Annotated in this window: 15 protein-coding genes and 1 pseudogene; 8 read left to right on the top strand and 8 right to left on the bottom strand. The window is 35.7% G+C overall.

Annotation, left to right across the window (positions count from 1 at the left end; translation table 11 throughout):
• Positions 1-49 precede the first annotated feature (49 nt).
• On the top strand, positions 50-1,102 hold the full coding sequence (gene degS, locus A9G41_RS04095; protein WP_065582396.1) for an outer membrane-stress sensor serine endopeptidase DegS: 1,053 nt from the start codon (positions 50-52) through the stop codon (positions 1,100-1,102).
• Positions 1,103-1,242: 140 nt separating this feature from the next.
• Complete coding sequence (gene rpmE / locus A9G41_RS04090) at positions 1,243-1,458, top strand: 50S ribosomal protein L31 (protein ID WP_065567636.1); 216 nt, start codon at positions 1,243-1,245, stop codon at positions 1,456-1,458.
• A gap of 95 nt (positions 1,459-1,553) precedes the next feature.
• On the opposite strand, the gene metJ is transcribed toward rpmE, so the two are convergent.
• Complete coding sequence (metJ, locus tag A9G41_RS04085; protein WP_065582397.1) at positions 1,554-1,871, bottom strand: met regulon transcriptional regulator MetJ; 318 nt, start codon at positions 1,869-1,871, stop codon at positions 1,554-1,556.
• A 177-nt stretch (positions 1,872-2,048) separates the two neighbouring features.
• Between metJ and metB the strand changes: the two genes are divergently transcribed.
• Positions 2,049-3,215 (top strand): cystathionine gamma-synthase, encoded by a 1,167-nt coding sequence (metB, locus tag A9G41_RS04080; protein ID WP_065582398.1) that lies wholly within the window; start codon positions 2,049-2,051, stop codon positions 3,213-3,215.
• Positions 3,216-3,292: 77 nt separating this feature from the next.
• Here the strand turns inward: metB and citX are convergent, their stop codons facing one another.
• The 7 genes and pseudogenes from citX to A9G41_RS04045 form a co-directional block, all read right to left on the bottom strand.
• Positions 3,293-3,844, bottom strand: a complete 552-nt coding sequence (gene citX / locus A9G41_RS04075) for a citrate lyase holo-[acyl-carrier protein] synthase (protein WP_065582399.1) — start codon at positions 3,842-3,844, stop codon at positions 3,293-3,295.
• Between the two features lie 77 nt (positions 3,845-3,921).
• The gene (gene citF, locus A9G41_RS04070) at positions 3,922-5,451 is read right to left on the bottom strand and encodes a citrate lyase subunit alpha (protein ID WP_065582400.1); all 1,530 of its coding nucleotides are present in this window, start codon (positions 5,449-5,451) and stop codon (positions 3,922-3,924) included.
• Between the two features lie 12 nt (positions 5,452-5,463).
• On the bottom strand, positions 5,464-6,351 hold the full coding sequence (citE, locus tag A9G41_RS04065) for a citrate (pro-3S)-lyase subunit beta (protein ID WP_065567640.1): 888 nt from the start codon (positions 6,349-6,351) through the stop codon (positions 5,464-5,466).
• Complete coding sequence (gene citD / locus A9G41_RS04060; protein WP_065582401.1) at positions 6,348-6,638, bottom strand: citrate lyase acyl carrier protein; 291 nt, start codon at positions 6,636-6,638, stop codon at positions 6,348-6,350. The genes citE and citD overlap by 4 nt, the downstream gene beginning before the upstream one ends.
• 21 nt (positions 6,639-6,659) lie before the next feature.
• Complete coding sequence (gene citC / locus A9G41_RS04055; protein ID WP_065582402.1) at positions 6,660-7,694, bottom strand: [citrate (pro-3S)-lyase] ligase; 1,035 nt, start codon at positions 7,692-7,694, stop codon at positions 6,660-6,662.
• A gap of 10 nt (positions 7,695-7,704) precedes the next feature.
• Positions 7,705-8,544, bottom strand: a complete 840-nt coding sequence (locus A9G41_RS04050) for a fumarylacetoacetate hydrolase family protein (protein ID WP_065582403.1) — start codon at positions 8,542-8,544, stop codon at positions 7,705-7,707.
• Between the two features lie 94 nt (positions 8,545-8,638).
• A pseudogene (locus A9G41_RS04045) lies at positions 8,639-9,931 on the bottom strand (2-hydroxycarboxylate transporter family protein); the annotation flags it as partial.
• Between the two features lie 275 nt (positions 9,932-10,206).
• Between A9G41_RS04045 and A9G41_RS04040 the strand changes: the two are divergent.
• The 5 genes from A9G41_RS04040 (at position 10,207) to A9G41_RS04020 (ending at position 17,668) form a co-directional block, all read left to right on the top strand.
• Positions 10,207-11,796: an ATP-binding protein gene (locus tag A9G41_RS04040; RefSeq protein ID WP_065582404.1), complete on the top strand. Its 1,590-nt coding sequence runs from the start codon at positions 10,207-10,209 to the stop codon at positions 11,794-11,796.
• Between the two features lie 14 nt (positions 11,797-11,810).
• Positions 11,811-12,512, top strand: a complete 702-nt coding sequence (locus tag A9G41_RS04035) for a response regulator (protein WP_065582405.1) — start codon at positions 11,811-11,813, stop codon at positions 12,510-12,512.
• 687 nt (positions 12,513-13,199) lie between these two features.
• Positions 13,200-14,855, top strand: a complete 1,656-nt coding sequence (locus A9G41_RS04030) for a hypothetical protein (RefSeq protein WP_075539348.1) — start codon at positions 13,200-13,202, stop codon at positions 14,853-14,855.
• An 810-nt stretch (positions 14,856-15,665) separates the two neighbouring features.
• Positions 15,666-16,529, top strand: a complete 864-nt coding sequence (locus tag A9G41_RS04025) for an RNA ligase family protein (RefSeq protein WP_176700446.1) — start codon at positions 15,666-15,668, stop codon at positions 16,527-16,529.
• Positions 16,526-17,668, top strand: a complete 1,143-nt coding sequence (locus A9G41_RS04020) for an AAA family ATPase (protein ID WP_065582407.1) — start codon at positions 16,526-16,528, stop codon at positions 17,666-17,668. The genes A9G41_RS04025 and A9G41_RS04020 overlap by 4 nt, the downstream gene beginning before the upstream one ends.
• Positions 17,669-17,795: the final 127 nt, after the last annotated feature.

Raw genomic sequence — 17,795 nt, 5'->3', positions numbered from 1 at the left:
TAGATATGTTAAAATTCTAACCATTGTTCCCTCTATCATTCTGATTCCAATGCTCAAGAAAATTCTATGGTCAATATTAATTGGAACTATTTTCGCTATTATCTTATTGATTGTTTTTCCTACGTTACGAAATGGAAATCAAGTAAATTTTTCAGGATCAATTTTTAGCGATGGTCCACTAAGCTATTCTAGAGCTGTCAACGTTGCTGCTCCAGCTGTCGTTAACATTTATAGTCGTTCGATTAATTCTGTTTCCCAAACATCTCAAGATAGCCCAATTACTCCGCTTGGCTCTGGAGTAATTATGAGTAAACAGGGATATATTATTACTAACTATCACGTTGTTGAGGATGCAGAACAAATTATTGTTGCACTACAAGATGGACGAATTTTCGAGGCTTTATCAGTAGGCTCTGATAAGCTTGTTGATATTGCTGTATTAAAAATAGCTGCCTCTAATATTCCAACTATACTCATTAATCCCCAGCGTGAGCCCAAAATTGGAGATGTTGTGTTAGCTATAGGCAATCCTTACAATATAGGGCAAACTATAACACAAGGTATTATTAGTGCTACAGGTCGTGATGGGTTAAGCCCGTATAGAAGACAGAATTTTATACAAACTGATGCATCAATTAATCATGGTAATTCTGGAGGAGCGCTAGTTAATACCAAAGGTGAATTAATGGGAATTAATACCCTCACCTTTGCAAAAAACCTAGGTAATGATATTCCTGAGGGTATTGGATTTGCAATTCCAGCTTCTTTAGCTGTAAAGATCATGAATAAATTGATTCAGGATGGCAAAATTATTCGCGGTTATATAGGTATTGATGGATTAGAATTTGCTCCAACGCAAAACCCAAGTGATATGCCAATAGTATTAGGTATTTTAGTTACCAATACAGAAGGTCCTTCGTTGCAAGCAGGTGTTCTAGCTAATGATATCTTAATTATGGTAAATAATAAGCCAGTTAAATCTATTGTGGAAACAATGGATCAAATCGCTGAGTTGAAACCAGGAACGATTGTCCCCATTATAGTTTTGCGAAATGGTGAAAAAATTGAACTGCAAGTCACAATAGGTCAGCTATCAGTCTGATTGTTTTTTTATGACTTGATTATAACGGCCATTGGTCGTATAATTCGCAACCTTATCATGTTTTTTAACACTTGTGTGGTGTATAAATTCTGCTTTATAGCCATTTATATAGCGACACAAACAGACTACAGAGGTTTATTATGAAAGAAGGTATCCATCCAGAATATACTGCAATTAGCGCAACTTGCTCTTGTGGTAACGTTATTAAAACGCATTCGACTATTGGTCATGATATTCATCTTGACGTATGTGGTGAGTGTCATCCATTCTATACTGGTAAACAACGCGATGTTGCAACTGGTGGACGTGTAGATAAATTCAAGCAACGTTTTGCTATGGTTGGCGGTAAAAAATAATTTTATAACGCTTAGTAAACAAAAGGCGCATAATGCGCCTTTTGTTGTTTTTGAATATTGATTATTTTAAGTATTGTTGATTATTTAGTTGGCACTTACTCATCAAGTAAGTTAGGATCAATACCTAAATCTCGCATCATTTTCTGAGCTTGTTCAGGAATACCGTCTTCACGATCTTTTTGTAAATCATCATCGCAAGGTAATGGTTGGCCAGTATAAGCATGAAGAAAAGCTTCACATAATAATTCGCTATTTGTTGCATGACGTAAATTATTAACTTGTCGGCGGGTGCGCTCATCAGTCAATATTTTTAATACTTTTAACGGAATCGACACTGTGATTTTTTTTACTTGCTCGCTTTTTTTGCCATGCTCTGCATAGGGGCTGATATACTCGCCATTCCATTCCATAATATTTTCACCAAATTACATCATAAATAATGTGGGTAATTTTAACGTTTTTTTGATTTTGCTGCAATCTACACACCAAGATAGTTAGACGTCTAGACATGTTGACGTCTTTTTAGAATGTGTTATTCTTATACAATCGATTCTTGAGCTAAACAAAGTGCTATTTAGAGGAAGGTTATTATGGCTAATCAATTTAACAAATTAAGCCAAGGAACCATTGCTGTTCGTGGTGGACTCAATACTGATGAGCAATATGGCAGTGTCGTACCAGTTATCACTCCATCTACTTGTTATCGTTATGAAGAATTTGCTAAGCCAAGAGAGTTTGACTATGCAAGGAAAGCAAATCCGAGCCGTCGCTTAGTCGAGCAAACCGTTGCAAAATTAGAAGGTGGCGCAGATGCTATTTTAACTAACTGCGGTATGTCTGCCATCCACCTTGTTAGTGTTGCCTTATTAACACCAAACGATGTAGTTGTTGCTCCTCATGATTGTTATGGTGGCAGCTATCGGCTTTTTAATAGTTTAAGCCAAAAAGGCTACTTTAAAGTAAAATTCGTTGATCAATCTGACCCAGCCGCATTGCAAGAAGCATTGAGTTTACATCCTAAATTAGTATTAATTGAAACGCCAAGCAATCCCTTGCTCCGAGTTGTAGATATTAAAGAAATTGCGCAGCAAGCACATAACATTGGCGCTTTGGTTTTAGTCGATAATACCTTTATGACGCCTATTTTGCAAAAACCATTAGAGCTTGGTGCTGATATGGTTACCCATTCTTGTACCAAATTTTTAAACGGGCATTCGGATTTACTCGCTGGCATTTTAGTTTTCAAAGATCAACAACTCGCTACAGAAGTATTATGGTGGGCAAATAATATTGGTACGCTTACTTCATCATTTGATAGTTATCTGTTATTGCGTGGATTACGGACTCTTGCTGCTCGAGTTAATTTGCAACAAAAAAATGCCCAAAAAGTTGTTGAGTTTCTTGTTAATCACCCAAAAATAGCAAAAGTTTTTCATCCCTCTTTACCATCTAATCTTGGGCATAATATTGCTAAAGAACAACAAAAGGGGTTTGGTTCGTTACTAAGTTTTGAATTGGCTGGTGATGCCGATGTAATGCCGAAATTTTTAAAAGCGCTTAAAATTATTACATTAGCTCAATCACTTGGTGGCGTTGAAAGCCTTGTCTGCCACCCTGCAACAATGACACATTCAGGTATTAGTGCTGAAGCACGAAAAACAGCGGGTATTTCAGATCAGCTATTACGTATTTCAGTTGGTTTAGAAGATATTACTGATTTACTGGCTGATTTACAGCAAGCACTTGAAACAATTTAATTAAATTTTTAGATTAAAAAAGGATTGATGACATAATGCTGTAATGTTATTTCATCAATCCATTATTTGCAATTTTGTTAAAGTAATGTTTTATTTTTTTTGAAATTTTCTATCTTCTTTTTTATCTCGGTAAAAATTTCATCGATTGAATGCCGTTTAGCTCTACCACAAATTTTTGCCTCTTCATTGCAGACCAAACATTGTCTTGGTTGATTTTCGAATTGTGAACGTGACAGGCTATTTTGTGTAACAATGTCAATAACATCAATATCCCACAAACGCCCTAAGGGATGATTATTTTCAACTTCAATACAATATTTTTTAAGGGTTTTAGCTGAACATTTAATTGCTATAATTGCTTCTGAACCAGTGATGTAATGAAAATGATCTTCATTGATTATTGTTATATCGTTTTGTAAAAAACAGTGATGTAAAGCTGTAATTGCTTCGTCAAAAAGATAACGGGCTCCGCTACTGTTTTTTATTGGACCAGGAATAACTATGCTTAATGATATGATCGGATATTTATAGCATGTCATTGCATTCTTTTGGTTTTCAACTCGCTTTTCCTTGGCTAGTAGCATTTGCTCAAGGGTAATAGGAGTGCCATCATCGAATTTAATTTGCATTTTTTTCATTGGATAGAAAAAGTAATAGCATGACACTTTTACATGTCAGGCTATTACTATATTAATAAAGATTAAAATTAATCTTTAACTTCACGCACGACATCAATAACTGAACCGTCGCGGAAATGGACAATACCAACAATTTTATCTTTAAACTCGATTGGTTTTGGCTCACCAGTTAAAGATACAGCACGTTGATAAAGCTCTTCAATGCTCATAATTGGTAAATTAGCTGCTTTTAAACGTTCAGCAATTTCTGGACGATTAGGATTAACTGCAATACCATGGTCAGTTACTAGCACATCAACGCTTTCACCAGGAGTAACTAATGTTGTTACCTTTTTAATTACCGTTGGAATACGGCTACGAATAAGTGGAGCAACAACAATTGTTAAGTTGGCACCAGCAGCAGTATCACAGTGACCGCCAGACGCACCACGCATAACGCCGTCAGAACCCGTTAATACGTTGACATTGTAATTAAGGTCAATTTCTAAAGCACTTAAAATAACAATATCAAGTTCATCAACGCTCGCCCCTTTTGATGCCGGATTCGCATAAACGTTGGTTGATACTTCAATATGATCTTTATTTTTACCTAAAGATTGTCCAGCTGTGCCATCAAAGCTTTGAGTGTCTAATAAACGTTTAACTAATCCTTTTTCATGAAGATCAACAATACTTGCGGTAATACCACCTAATGCAAATGATGCAGTGATATTTTTCGCACGCATACGATTTTCAAGGAAACGCGTTGCCGCAGTTGACGATGCACCCGAACCAGTTTGAATTGAAAAACCATCTTTGAAATAGCCTGAATGTTCAATAACATCAGCTGCATAACGAGCGATCATCAGTTCGCGTGGATTGCTAGTGATACGCGCTGCACCCACACTGATTTTAGTTGGATCACCCACCTCATCAACTTTAACGATATAGTCAACTTGATCTTGGCGAATACTTGCTGGATGGTTAGGATATCCAACAATATCTTCAGTCAGTAGTACCACTTTTTTAGCAAATTGTGCATCAACCATCGCATAACCAAGAGCACCACATTGTGATTTGCCTGATACACCATTAGCATTACCTTGCTCATCCGCTGTCGATACAGCTAAAAATGCGATATCAATATTAATTTCACCGCTTTGGATAAGTTTTACACGCCCGCCATGAGAATGGATATGGACAGGATTTTCCATTAAACCATGAGAAATCGCATCGGCTAATTTACCGCGTAAACCAGAGGTATAAATTTTAGTAACCACACCTGACTCTATATGAGGAATAAGTGCAGCATTACAGCTTAATAGTGAGCTTGATGCTAATGTTAAATTTTTAATCCCTAATTTGCTAATAGTTTCAACTACTTTGTTGATAACTTTATCGCCTTCACGAAATGCATGATGGAAAGAAATGGTCATACCATCACGTAATTCACATTTTTTGATTGCTTGTTCAATAGAGTCACACAATTTACGCGTATATTTAGATTCATCTTTTAAATATGGAGTCGTGGCATTAGCGTCAATAAATGGCGTGATATTCTTGAGATCAGGGTGCTGTTTAAGCAAATCATCAATTTTTTTATTTATGGAAGTAGTCATTTTTCAATCCTATCAAATTTCTTTACGTACACCAGAATACTTGGCTAGCTCAATAACTTTTCTAGCACGAGCAATAATCGGTGCATCAATCATTTTGCCGTTTAGAGAGATAACGCCAAGACCTTTTCTTTCACCTTCTTCTGCTGCTTCAACCACTTTTTGGGCGTGTTCAACTTCAGCTGCTGTTGGCGCATATGCGTTATGTAGTAACTCAATTTGTCTTGGATTAATCAGTGATTTACCGTTATAACCTAATTTTTTGATTAGGCTGACTTCTTTTAAGAAACCTTCATCATCATTAACATTAGAATAAACCACATCAAAAGCATCAATTTTGGCTACACGCGCTGCATGTAGTACTGCACAACGAGCATAGAATAACTCTGTTCCATCACCTCGCTCAGTTTGCATGTCAACAAGATAATCAAATGCCGCTAACGCAATACCAATTAAACGTGGAGAAGCTTTAGCAATAGAAACAGCATTAACTACACCTTGAGCCGATTCAATTGCAGCCATTAATTTGGTGCTACCAACTTCGCGTCCACACTCTTTTTCGATTCTTTCAACGTGTGCTTCTAACTCATGGATATCTTCGGCACAGTTAGTCATTGGTAAGCGCACAACGTCAACGCCAGCTCTTACTACTGCCTCAAGGTCTTTTAAGCCAAATGGAGTATCAAGTGCATTGATTCGAACTACTGTTTCAATTCCGTGTTCTTTATACACAGGAAGCAGTAATGTTTGGGCAACTAATAAACGAGCTGAATCTTTTTCTTTAATTGAAACGGCGTCTTCAAGATCAAACATAATTGAATCAGGTTTATAAACAAACGAAGTCGACAACATGGCAGCGTTTGCACCTGGAAGAAATAGCATACTTCGACGTAATTTTTTCATAGTAATTTACTCCAATCTAAGTTTTCTTCTTCTGCGCCACGTAATACCGCACATTGAATTCTTGCTTTAATAGCACAATCCAGTGCACCTTTATCATCGATAATGATTAAACCATCAGTGACATTAAGCTCATTTAAAGTTTGTTCAACAACCGCGCGGATTTGATCGCCAAATTGTTTATTAACATCACTATTAATAACAATTTCAATTCCCGCGTTTGGCATGACTTTGACTAACAAATCACTTGATTCAAGAGTCCCTGCCATGGCTTCTTTTTGTATTTTCATTTTTTTACCTTTTAAAACGTATTAAATTTTAAATTTATCCAAATTAGCTGAAAGGTAATCCCAAGTAGTAGATGGAACTAGTTTTTTTACCTCTTCATATTGCACTGATGCCAATAATTTTCTTACTAATGAAGCTGATACAATAGTGTCACCTTCGGCTATTCGTTGAACTTCAACAAAAGTAATTGCTGAGTGGTTACTAACTGCTTTATCTTCAAGCCAATAAGCCATTGCTTCATTATAAGCCTTAGTTACTTCGTCATAGGGTTCAGTTCCAACAAATCGATAGTTAATATTAAGTGCTGGAGCAATATAATTTCGAAATATAAGCAGATCGATACCCATATAGGCCTGATCGATTTTTGTCTTATCTTTTAGAAAATAAGTTGGAAATGTTGCTCTTGAGATAATATAAGGAGAACTTGCATGCACCGTAACATTTTTTATCTGTTTAGTACCATCTTTAACTAACTTCAAACGTGTATCAAATGAAAATAGCGATGCATTTTCATTGACGACAAAAACATGCAACCAATCACATTGACTTGCAGCATATTGAATAAGATATTGATGGCCTTTAGTGAAAGGATTAGCATTCATAACAATGCTACCGATTTTGCTCCCTTCTTTTTGTTGCGTGCTTAGCTGTTTACAATATTGTCTTATTCCAACTGGATTGTTTTCCATTAGGACAACAAGATCTGTTATTTCAACAATAGGATAAAACCCACATCCTTTAAAGAAATCTATATTTTCAGGTTTTGTATACAAAAAAAGATGGAAATAGCCGTTTTCATTGGCATATTTTATTGCATGATCCATCAAGGTTAGATTTAGTTGATTGCCACGATAATTAGGATCAATAGCAACACATTTAATAATATTGCGATCAATACCTGCACAAGCAATAATTTGTTCATTGATTTTAGCTACCATAAAAACAGTAACTTGTGAATCCAGATCAAGATCAGAGCAAGATAACAACTGTTTAATTTCTTGATAATCTTGTTCCGCTTTAGAAATATCAACAACGGCATAATCAACTAAATCGTACATAAATTTACCTCTATTCAGCTACTACATAATTAGTTAGTCGACCAATTCCTGTAATTTCGACTTCAATTGTATCGCCATCTTTCATAAATACTGGAGGATTACGTTTTTTACCAACTCCACCAGGTGATCCAGTAAGAATAACATCACCCGGAGATAAATGGGTAAAAGCACTAATATAAGAAATTAATTCAGGCACAGTATGCACAAGATTTCTAACTGAATCATGTTGCATTTGCTCGCCATTTAAATAAGTAGTTAAAGATAATACTTTTGGATCAGGAATTTCATCGCTTGTTGTAATACATGGACCGAAAGCACCAGTGCTAGGCCAGTTTTTACCTGCGGTAAACCAAGTATATTGCCAATCGCGAATAGAACCATCCATATAACAGCTATAGCCAGCTACATATGATAACGCATCTTCTTGCTTAATGCGAAAACCCGCTTTACCTATAATAATAGCTAATTCTCCTTCATAATCCAACTCATTAGTAATAGCTGGTTTAATAATGTTGGTTTTATGACCTGTTTGAGAATCAGGGAAACGAACAAAAAGCGTTGGTGCTGAACTGGTTTCATTAAATTCTGCTCGTTTTTCGGCATAGTTCATACCAACACACAAGATTTTATTTGGATTTGGAATAACGGGTAAATAAGTAATGTCTTGTTCATCAATGTCACTTGGGGCATTAAGGTAGGTTTTGGCAATAGATAGTCCTTCTTTATCGGCAAGTAGTGATTTTAAATCGGCATATTTATCACCTAATTTTTGCTTTAAATCAACAATACCGTTGTGAGTAAGAAGACCAAAACTTGCTCTACCAGAGACAAGATAACTGACAAGCTTCATGAAAACTCCTTAAAAGCTATTTTGTTAATTGTAAATATTAAATAAAAATGAACAACCTTAGTATAAACCAAGGTTGTTTTTTAATATGTAAAATCTATACTAAGAAATTGCCGAGAATAAGTAATGATACTGATACATTAATTGCACCACCAATACGAGTTGCAATTTGTGCAAACGGCATAAGTTCCATACGTTCTGCAGCAGTTAAGATTGCCACGTCACCCGTTCCACCTTGACCACTTTGACAACAAGAAATAACAGCAGCATCAACAGGATACATACCAAGTTTTTTAGCAACAAAGAAACCAGTGGTAACTAGGCTAACAACAGTACAAACAATAACAATTAAGTTTGTAATAGTGAAAGCTGCAACAATTTTATCCCATGGTGTAATTGCCACACCTACCGCAAATAAAATTGGATAGGTAACTGAGGTTTGGAAAAATTTGTAAACAACTTGTGAACCACTTAATACTTTAGGCGAAACACCAGAAATTAGTTTAACAAAAACTGCAGCAAATAACATTCCTACTGGTGCAGGAATGCCCGTTACTTTATGCCCAATCATACCAACCATATAAAGGATAGCGGCTAACAATACACCTGAAGCAAAGGTTGTTACATCAATAATAGATTCAGTTTTAGTAGCTTTTTTATCCATAACTTCATCATCTGCAGATGCTGGCAATAATCGACCGTTACCTGTTAAGTGTGGATAAGCTTTACCGATGCGATTTAAAATACCGCCACAGATAATACCCGTTAAACCACCTAACATAACAATTGGTAATACGCGCCCAAGTGCTTCGCCTTGCTCCATACCTAAAATTGATGCATACCCAATTGAAAGTGGGATCGCTCCCTCACCAACACCGCCAGCCATAATAGGTAATACTAAGAAGAAAAATGTTTCAAATGGCGTTAAACCAAGTAAATAACCAACACCAACACCAACAAGCATACCAACAATTTCACCACAGACCATTGGGCCGAAGATTTTTAAGAAGCCTTGAATAAGGGTTTTCTTATCCATATTCATAATACTGCCCACAATGATACAACAAATATATAAATACAGAATATGGGTATCTTTATAGAATTTTGTTGTAGCTTCAACAACTGGCTTAGGAAGAATGCCATAATAAACTAACGCTGATGGAATAAAGGTTGCACAAATTGCTGCTGCACCCATTTTCCCAACGATTGGTAAGCGTTTACCGATTTCACCACATAAAAAACCAAAAAAAGCACAAGTCACTACCATGACAACAATTTCGCTAGGCAATTTACCAGTTACTAATACTTCACTAAAGATAAGGATGCCGGCAATAATAAATAATGGTAATGGAATGACACCAATTTTATAGTTGTCCATTAGGCGCCACCAATTATATGGCCAACCTGTTAGCCTTTCTTCAAAGGACTTACTCGTTGATTCTTTTTGATTACGTTTATTTTCAAGTGACTTAAAATCCGCCATTTATTTTTTTCTCCAAAATGATTTTACTTATTCAAATTTAATGGGCGTATCTTTACAAAAAATTAATAATTTTTTTGTGATATAAATCATAAATTAACTGTGGTTTTTATGGTTTTAACGGCTATATGTTTTTTAATGCTATGTTAGAATTGTTTTAATTTAATTTGAGAAGCAAATGTAAAATGCGAAAACAAATTCAGTTATCGTTTACAAAAAAACTTTTTTTATCGCTGCTGTTTTTTTCGTTGATTGTGCTTGCGTTATTACAGAGCTATATTTGGAATACGATAGAAACTAATTTATATCGTAGCCTGGGCGAAAAAGCTCAAATCCAAGCAAAAGAGCTATCTGTTTTACCAAGTTTAATTCAATATGTCAAAGATAAAGATACTTCAAAAATAGCTGATCTTATCATAGATATATTTGAACAAAGTGATGCTAGCTATATTGTTATTGGTGATGCAAAGGCTAATCGTCTATTCCATACGGCTAATAGCCCTTTACACTCGCCTATGATTGGTGGCGATAATAAGGAGGTTCTTAGTGGTAATAGTAGCATTACAATTAGTGAGGGTTCTCTTGGCTTAGCATTAAGAGGTAAAGCGCCGATCGTTGATAACGGTAAAATTATAGGTATTGTTTCAGTCGGTTATATGATTGATGATATTAATGCATTGCATATACAACAAGTTATACCATTTATTATTTGTTGTTCGTTATTGTTTTTAGCGTTATTTATTTTTTCTTATTTTTTTTCAAAAGCAATAAAAAAACAGATGTTTAATTTAGAGCCTAAAGCAATTGCATTACTGGTAAAAAGCCAAAAATCGATTATGGAATCTATTTTTGAAGGTGTTATTGCAATCGATCTGAGTTATAACATTATCAATATTAATCAATCAGCTCGCACTATGTTGGATATTAAAATCAGTGATGATGAGCTACATAAACATAATTTAAGCGAGTTTATTCAATCAACCGATTTTATTTTTAGAAATGAAAGTCAAACAGAAGACATACACGATCATATTTGTTATTTCAATAATATTATCGTGATTGCGAACAAAGTTCGCGTGGTGATCGATGATAAAATTCAAGGTTGGGTTATTACTTTCCGTAACTTTGACGATATTAATATATTAAGTATGCAATTAACACAAGTGAAGCAGTATGTTGATAATTTACGTGCATTAAGGCATGAGCATCTTAATTGGTTGGCAACATTATCTGGTTTAATTTATATGAAACGGTATGAAGAAGCTCAATCTTTTATTGCATTACATTCTGCAGATAATCAAAGCAATCTAGATTTTATTACGGAGCATTTTAAGGTTCCAGCTGTATGTGGTTTATTAATCGGTAAATATTCAAAAGCGCATGAGCTAGGCTTAAATTTAATATTTGATCCTGCATGCCAATTAAGTGAATTACCCTTACTTATGGCTGAAACAGAATTTATGTCAATTTTAGGTAACTTGCTTGATAATGCTTTTAATGCGAGTTTGAAAAATGATCTTGGAGATAAAACAATTTATTTATATCTTAGTGATGCAACAGACGAAATTGTATTAGAAGTGACTGATCAAGGTTGTGGTGTTGATAAAAGTATTCGTAATTCAATTTTTGAACCCGGTGTCACATCACAAGAGGGTAAAGAACATGGTATTGGTTTACACCTTGTTTCAACTTACATAAAAAAAGCCAATGGTTATATTACGTTTGAAGATAATATTCCCTATGGAACCATTTTTTCTGTATTTATCCCTAAATAATAAAAGGTAATTATATGAACGAGTTTCAAGAAGATGTCATTAAAGTGCTTATTATCGAAGATGAGCCAATACTAGCTGAGTTAAATGCAGAATTTATTCAAAAAGATACAAGAGTTAAAGTCATAGGTATTGCTTCCAATCTAGAAGAAGCTAAAATCATGGTTGAAAGACTCAAACCAACATTGATTTTACTGGATAATTATTTGCCTGATGGCAAAGGAATTGAATTATTTGAATATATTATTAATAATCATTTAGATTGTTATGTAATTTTTATTACAGCAGCAAGTGATATGGAAACGTGTAGTAAAGCCATTCGTTACGGTGCTTTTGATTATTTGATTAAGCCAGTTTCTTACCAACGTTTAAAACATTCACTTGAACGTTTTGAACTCTTTTTGTATCGACAAAGCCTACAAAAACATGTCAACCAACGAAAAATTGATGAGCTTTTCAATTTACAAACAAAAGACTTTGTGAACATGAATCGACACTCAAAAGGTATTGAAGAAATCACTTTACAGAAAGTGAAAGACATTTTTATGCAGACCGATAACGTACTAACCGTTGATGAAATAGTTGAAAAAGCCAATATTAGTAAAACAACTGCCAGACGATACTTAGAGTATTGTGTTCAAATAAAATTATTAACGGTCGAGCTTAATCACGGCAAAATTGGTCGCCCAGAAAGGCTATATAAACGTTTAGGAAAATAGCTTTTTATCTGTCTCAGATAAAATATAACTTTGAAAATATACCTATTTGAGCTTTTGTTTAGTTGTTGGCACTAGTAACACAGGAAAAAACAGCTTTTATAGCACCCAAATGCCAATATATCTACCTTATTTTGGCGTTAGAATATGCGACAGCTAAGCAAGGTAGTACGCCAAACAAGGATGTTTGGAGCAGATGTTATCACCGATATTAATCATTCCATCAAACGCTAAAACATCCGTAACTACTACAACTAAACAACATTTCGGTTTGCTACAATCGAATTGTTTTATTAAAACTTAAATAAAATCAATGGTATAGCCGAGTGTTTTTAGAGAGAAAACCACACAACATCGTAAGGATAATATACTTGCCTTATCATAGTGTTAAAATGTGATGATAACTAAGCAAAGTTATTACACTAAATAGGATGGGCTGAAATGTAGGCGTAGATATTAATAATTCCACCAAATCTCAAAATGACCGAAACATAACACCATATTTTAATTAAAAAATTCACCTATCTCTAAAACTGAATCGTTTTCATCTTTACATTTCTTTACAAAAAAGCCCGCCAAAAAGCTAGCCAACTATTTTTTTAATGGCTATACTGCTAATGCTATAGGAAAATAAGCGAATAATTATAAAAAATCTAAATAAACAAAATATTACTTGACGCGAGGAACGTAATGCAGTATCATTTTTGGCACAAGGCACAAGGCACAAGGCACAAGGCACAAGGCACAAGGCACAAGGCACAAGGCACAAGGCACAAGGCACAAGGCACAAGGCACAAGGCACAAGGCACAAGGCACAAGGCACAAGGCACAAGGCAAGTCTACGTCTTAAATTTATCTAATAACCCTATTCGACGAGTTTTCGCACGGAACTCATTTATATCTTCGAAATTATCCATAAAATTATTTTCAAAAATTCCATTGGCATTAGCGCTATTATTGTTATTGCCGTACTCCTTAGAATCGCAGGCCTTATCGGCTACTACTTCTGATCGCATTCACGGTACTGCGCCTTATTTAACTTTTGATGGCGGTGTTACTAAAGTGACTAAAACAGATGACTTATTAACTATTAAATTATCAGATGGACGAACATTCACACCGCAAAATAATCCTTCATCACCGACAGTGCCAATTGAGTTACCTAACATAGGGGATACTTTGGCTAATATCGATATGATAGCCCAACCAGCTGATTCAGTGAGCTTAAATGATTTGGTGGCACAAGGTAAATGGGGCGATGATGATGGTGATAATCAGGTAACGGCAATGGGGCATATATCGGTATCATTTGCGGATAAAAATAGTAATACCATTAGTCGTCGTGATGCATTAGATATTTGTAAGGCACCTTATAAGATAACATTAAGTAGTACTGTAGGTAGTTTAGCAACGCAGTATGGCGTGCCAAAAAGTAGTACTTTCAGTGAAGGTACCGCGGTGTATTATATCACTCCGCCGTCACAACCAGTTATTTGTTCGGTCAGGCCGAATTTGCTATATGGTGGTACGACTGGCATCGATTCTAACGACAATCCTATATTCGCTGGCCCATCTAGCATATGGAGTCCTATTAAGGGTTTTCTAACTCAATCTACAAGTTCATCATCTTACGATTTAAATTTCCCAACTACAGGTGCGCATAATTTATATTTTGATTTACTCATAAGTGGAGTAGATATAAATGAATTGAAATGGGAACCAGTCACGCATGAGGGAATTACTGCAACAGTGACAAATGTTGTACCTAATGATAGATGGATTCCTAATTTGGATAAGGGAAAAGCCGTAGCTCGAGTTAAACTAACAGGCCCAGAGGCAAGAAATCAATGGAGCAATCCTAATCCTAATCGAATAGCTAAGCCAAGGTTACCGAAGACCTTTGAGTTAGTGGGAAAGGATCGTAGTAATAATGTAGTGGTGAGGTATGGATTTGTGTTAAAGCAGTGGTTTGTTAACCGAGGAGGTAAATACGATACAGCCCCAGCTCAAACAACATGGTGTAGTCGTTTGGGGTATCGTCTTTCGCAGATAAGAGATTTAACCAATGCAGTCAGAACAGCTAGTGTTCCTATTTCTGGCGCCACGCCGTCTTCAGCTGATAATAATTACCAGCGTCGAATTGGAGCTGGATTTTTCACAGAGTGGGGCTACATGTCGCATTATGCTGATGCGGACTTCGCCTACAGTACCCACTCCCACTATGGTTACTGGATGAGTAATGCCATATCTAACCGTCAGTTCTATATCTACTCGGACACTGGCTACGTCAATAGCAATAACATAGGAGCCACCTTCGGCTATTATGCTGTTTGCACCGCACCTTAGTTTTTTTAGTTCTTAATCCTTAGGGCACGGGGGCGCTTCTGGTGCAAATAGAGGCAATCTAACAAAGAACCCAGCCCCTGCTCAGTTGGGCGCTGAACAGGTATGACTGCGACCTTGCGCTTTAATGACTGAAAGTCAAAAAAACGCTCCCGTTCGACGACGCACAGGCATGGTTGGCATTAAAAGGGTAAATTTTAAAGGTATTTTGTTTGGTAAGGTTTCGGATGTTGATACTAGTATTATTTATTTTCCCAAAGGTTAAAACGTTCGAGCTTAACCGTATCCATATAGACTTTACTTAAATATAAAATCCCAAAAAAACGAACTATAAGTATCTAATTTTATTAAAAATCATAAAAAATTCAATAAAATTAATTAAATGTCTAACTGTTTTATAGAAAAACATTCCAATTTTTCATAACATCTAAAGGTGAAGATAGTCATTAATCTGGCATTAGAATTAGCCCAGAGCTGATAAAGGGCTGTTGCAAAAACAGTTAGATATAATTTTGATTTTATTTGTATTAAAAAAAACAAATAACTTATAATTAGTTATTTCCATAAATGATTATTTATTATAATTAAACTTGACAAAGCATAAACAACTTTTGATAATAATGCCGTTTTTTAACCTGAATTTTTATTATAGCGAGATGGCAAAATGCCTGTAGTTAACACTTTATCTTAATGCCGACACGGTATTCTCTATTATATTGTCTTTTGCTAGGTATTACCTAAGCGCTTTTATTACAATTCAATCTATAGATTTTTTGCCTTGTCGGTTTTCCCTTACTTTTTGGAGAAAACGTGATGACAATGGAATCTTATATTCAAAATTTAGAATTAATTAAATACCCACGAACACCACACCTAGAAGGCTCTCGCTTACAATTTGGTGATAGTGAACATGGACAACGCCCTTATAATCAATTAGTTGGTCAACATATCGTTGTTGAAGAAAAGTTAGACGGCGCTAATTGTGCTATTAGCTTTTCAGCCAGCGGAGAACTATTACTTCAATCTAGAGGGCATTATTTAATGGGGGGGTCACGAGAACGCCAATTTAATCTGTTAAGGCGCTGGGCTTGCGTGCATGAATATTGGCTATTAAAACGATTAGAAGATCGCTATATTCTTTATGGTGAATGGCTACATAAAAAACATGCAATTTTTTATGACGCATTGCCTCATTATTTTTGCGAGTTTGATATTTGGGATAGGCAACAAAACTGTTTTTTATCTACTATAAAACGGCATCAATTACTAGCAGATGGTCCTGTTTTATCGGTGCCAGTTTTATTTGCAGGATCGGCACCAGCTAAATTAAGTGAATTATTGAATTTGGTTAAGGAATCTATGGCTAAAACAGCTAATTGGCGAACTTGTTTTGAAAAAATTGTAACTCGCGAAAAACTTGATTTAACCAAAGCATGGCAGCAATGTGATAATTCTGATTTTATGGAAGGATTATATCTAAAAATCGAATCGGAAGAACAAACAGTTGATCGCCTCAAATGGGTTAGACACGATTTTGTGCAAGCGATTTTAGATGCAGGGCAACACCACTCTGAACAACCGTTTATTCCTAATCAACTAGCCAACGGTGTTGAGCTTTATACACCACAATTAACCGTGAATTGGAATAGCAGATTGATAAATGGAGGAAAGGTATGAATTATCCAGCATTAAAACAGCAAATAACACACACCATAGCAACGGGTGATTTTAGCCCATGGTTAAATTGTATTCCTGAATTGAACCGTTTGTTAACTACACCTCAAGATGTTATGTACCATGGTGAAGGGAATGTATGGATTCACACTCAAATGGTTATCAGAGCGTTATTGGGGCAGAGTGAATTTGCTAATGCAACAGAAGATGAACAATTTGTGTTGTTTATGACGGCTTTATTGCATGATATAGCTAAGCCTGAAACGACGGTGATTGATAAAATCACAGGTAAAATAACCCAACCTCGGCACTCAAAAAAAGGCGAGATTTATAGTCGCATATTATTATGGCGAATGGGCGTACCGTTTGATTTAAGAGAGCAAATTTGCCGAATCATTAGTGTGCATCAAGTCCCTTTTTTTGCTTTAAGTGAAGAGCGAAAAAATAGAACACCTGAATATTTAATTCATCATTTATCGTGGCAGCTACCAATTTGGATGTTATGCCTACAAGCTAAAGCGGATATGGAAGGCCGCATTTGTGCCGATAAAAAAAGAGCACTTGATGAAGTTGAGCTATTTAAACAGTTGGTACTTGAAGAAGGGTGTTTATATCACCCTCGCCAATTTGTGGATGATTATACTCGGGTTCAATATTTTCGGGGCAGTAATGTCTTACCTGATTATGCGTTATATCCCCAAGAAGGATCGGAAGTAATTATGCTAGCTGGTTTACCCGCTTCAGGTAAAAATAGTTGGGTAAGCAAACATTATCCAACATGGCCTGTTGCGTCTTATGATGATGCCAGATCTGAACTAAAATTGAAGCATGGCGAAAACGAAGGGCAGGTTATACAGTTTGTCTTAGCCAAGGTAAAACAGTGGTTAAGAGTAAAACAACCTTTTATTTGGAATGCGACCCATTTATCGCAAGAAATGCGACAAAAAGCGCTCGATTTACTCTACGCTTATCATGCCAACGTGAAAATTGTATATATTGAACAACCAGAAAAAGAGTTGTATCGCCGTAATGCCGCACGTGACACGACTTTGCCCAATAAAACCATTCAGCGGTTATTAAATAAATGGGAGGTTCCGCTACCAACCGAAGCACATAAGGTGAGCTATGTAATTAACCAATAATTGCACAATATTTTATAAGGTAAATTGGGGCTGATATCAAAGCCCCAAATTTGCTTAAATAGCTGTTTGCTTCAATAGTTGTGCACAATATTAAATACCTTTATTTTAATACCCATAAATAAAGGTT

This window comes from Gilliamella sp. Nev5-1, assembly GCF_001690895.1.
GTDB lineage: Bacteria > Pseudomonadota > Gammaproteobacteria > Enterobacterales > Orbaceae > Gilliamella > Gilliamella apicola_C.
The sequence above is the reverse complement of the archived record's forward strand: the minus strand, read 5'-3'. Positions and strand labels throughout refer to the sequence as shown.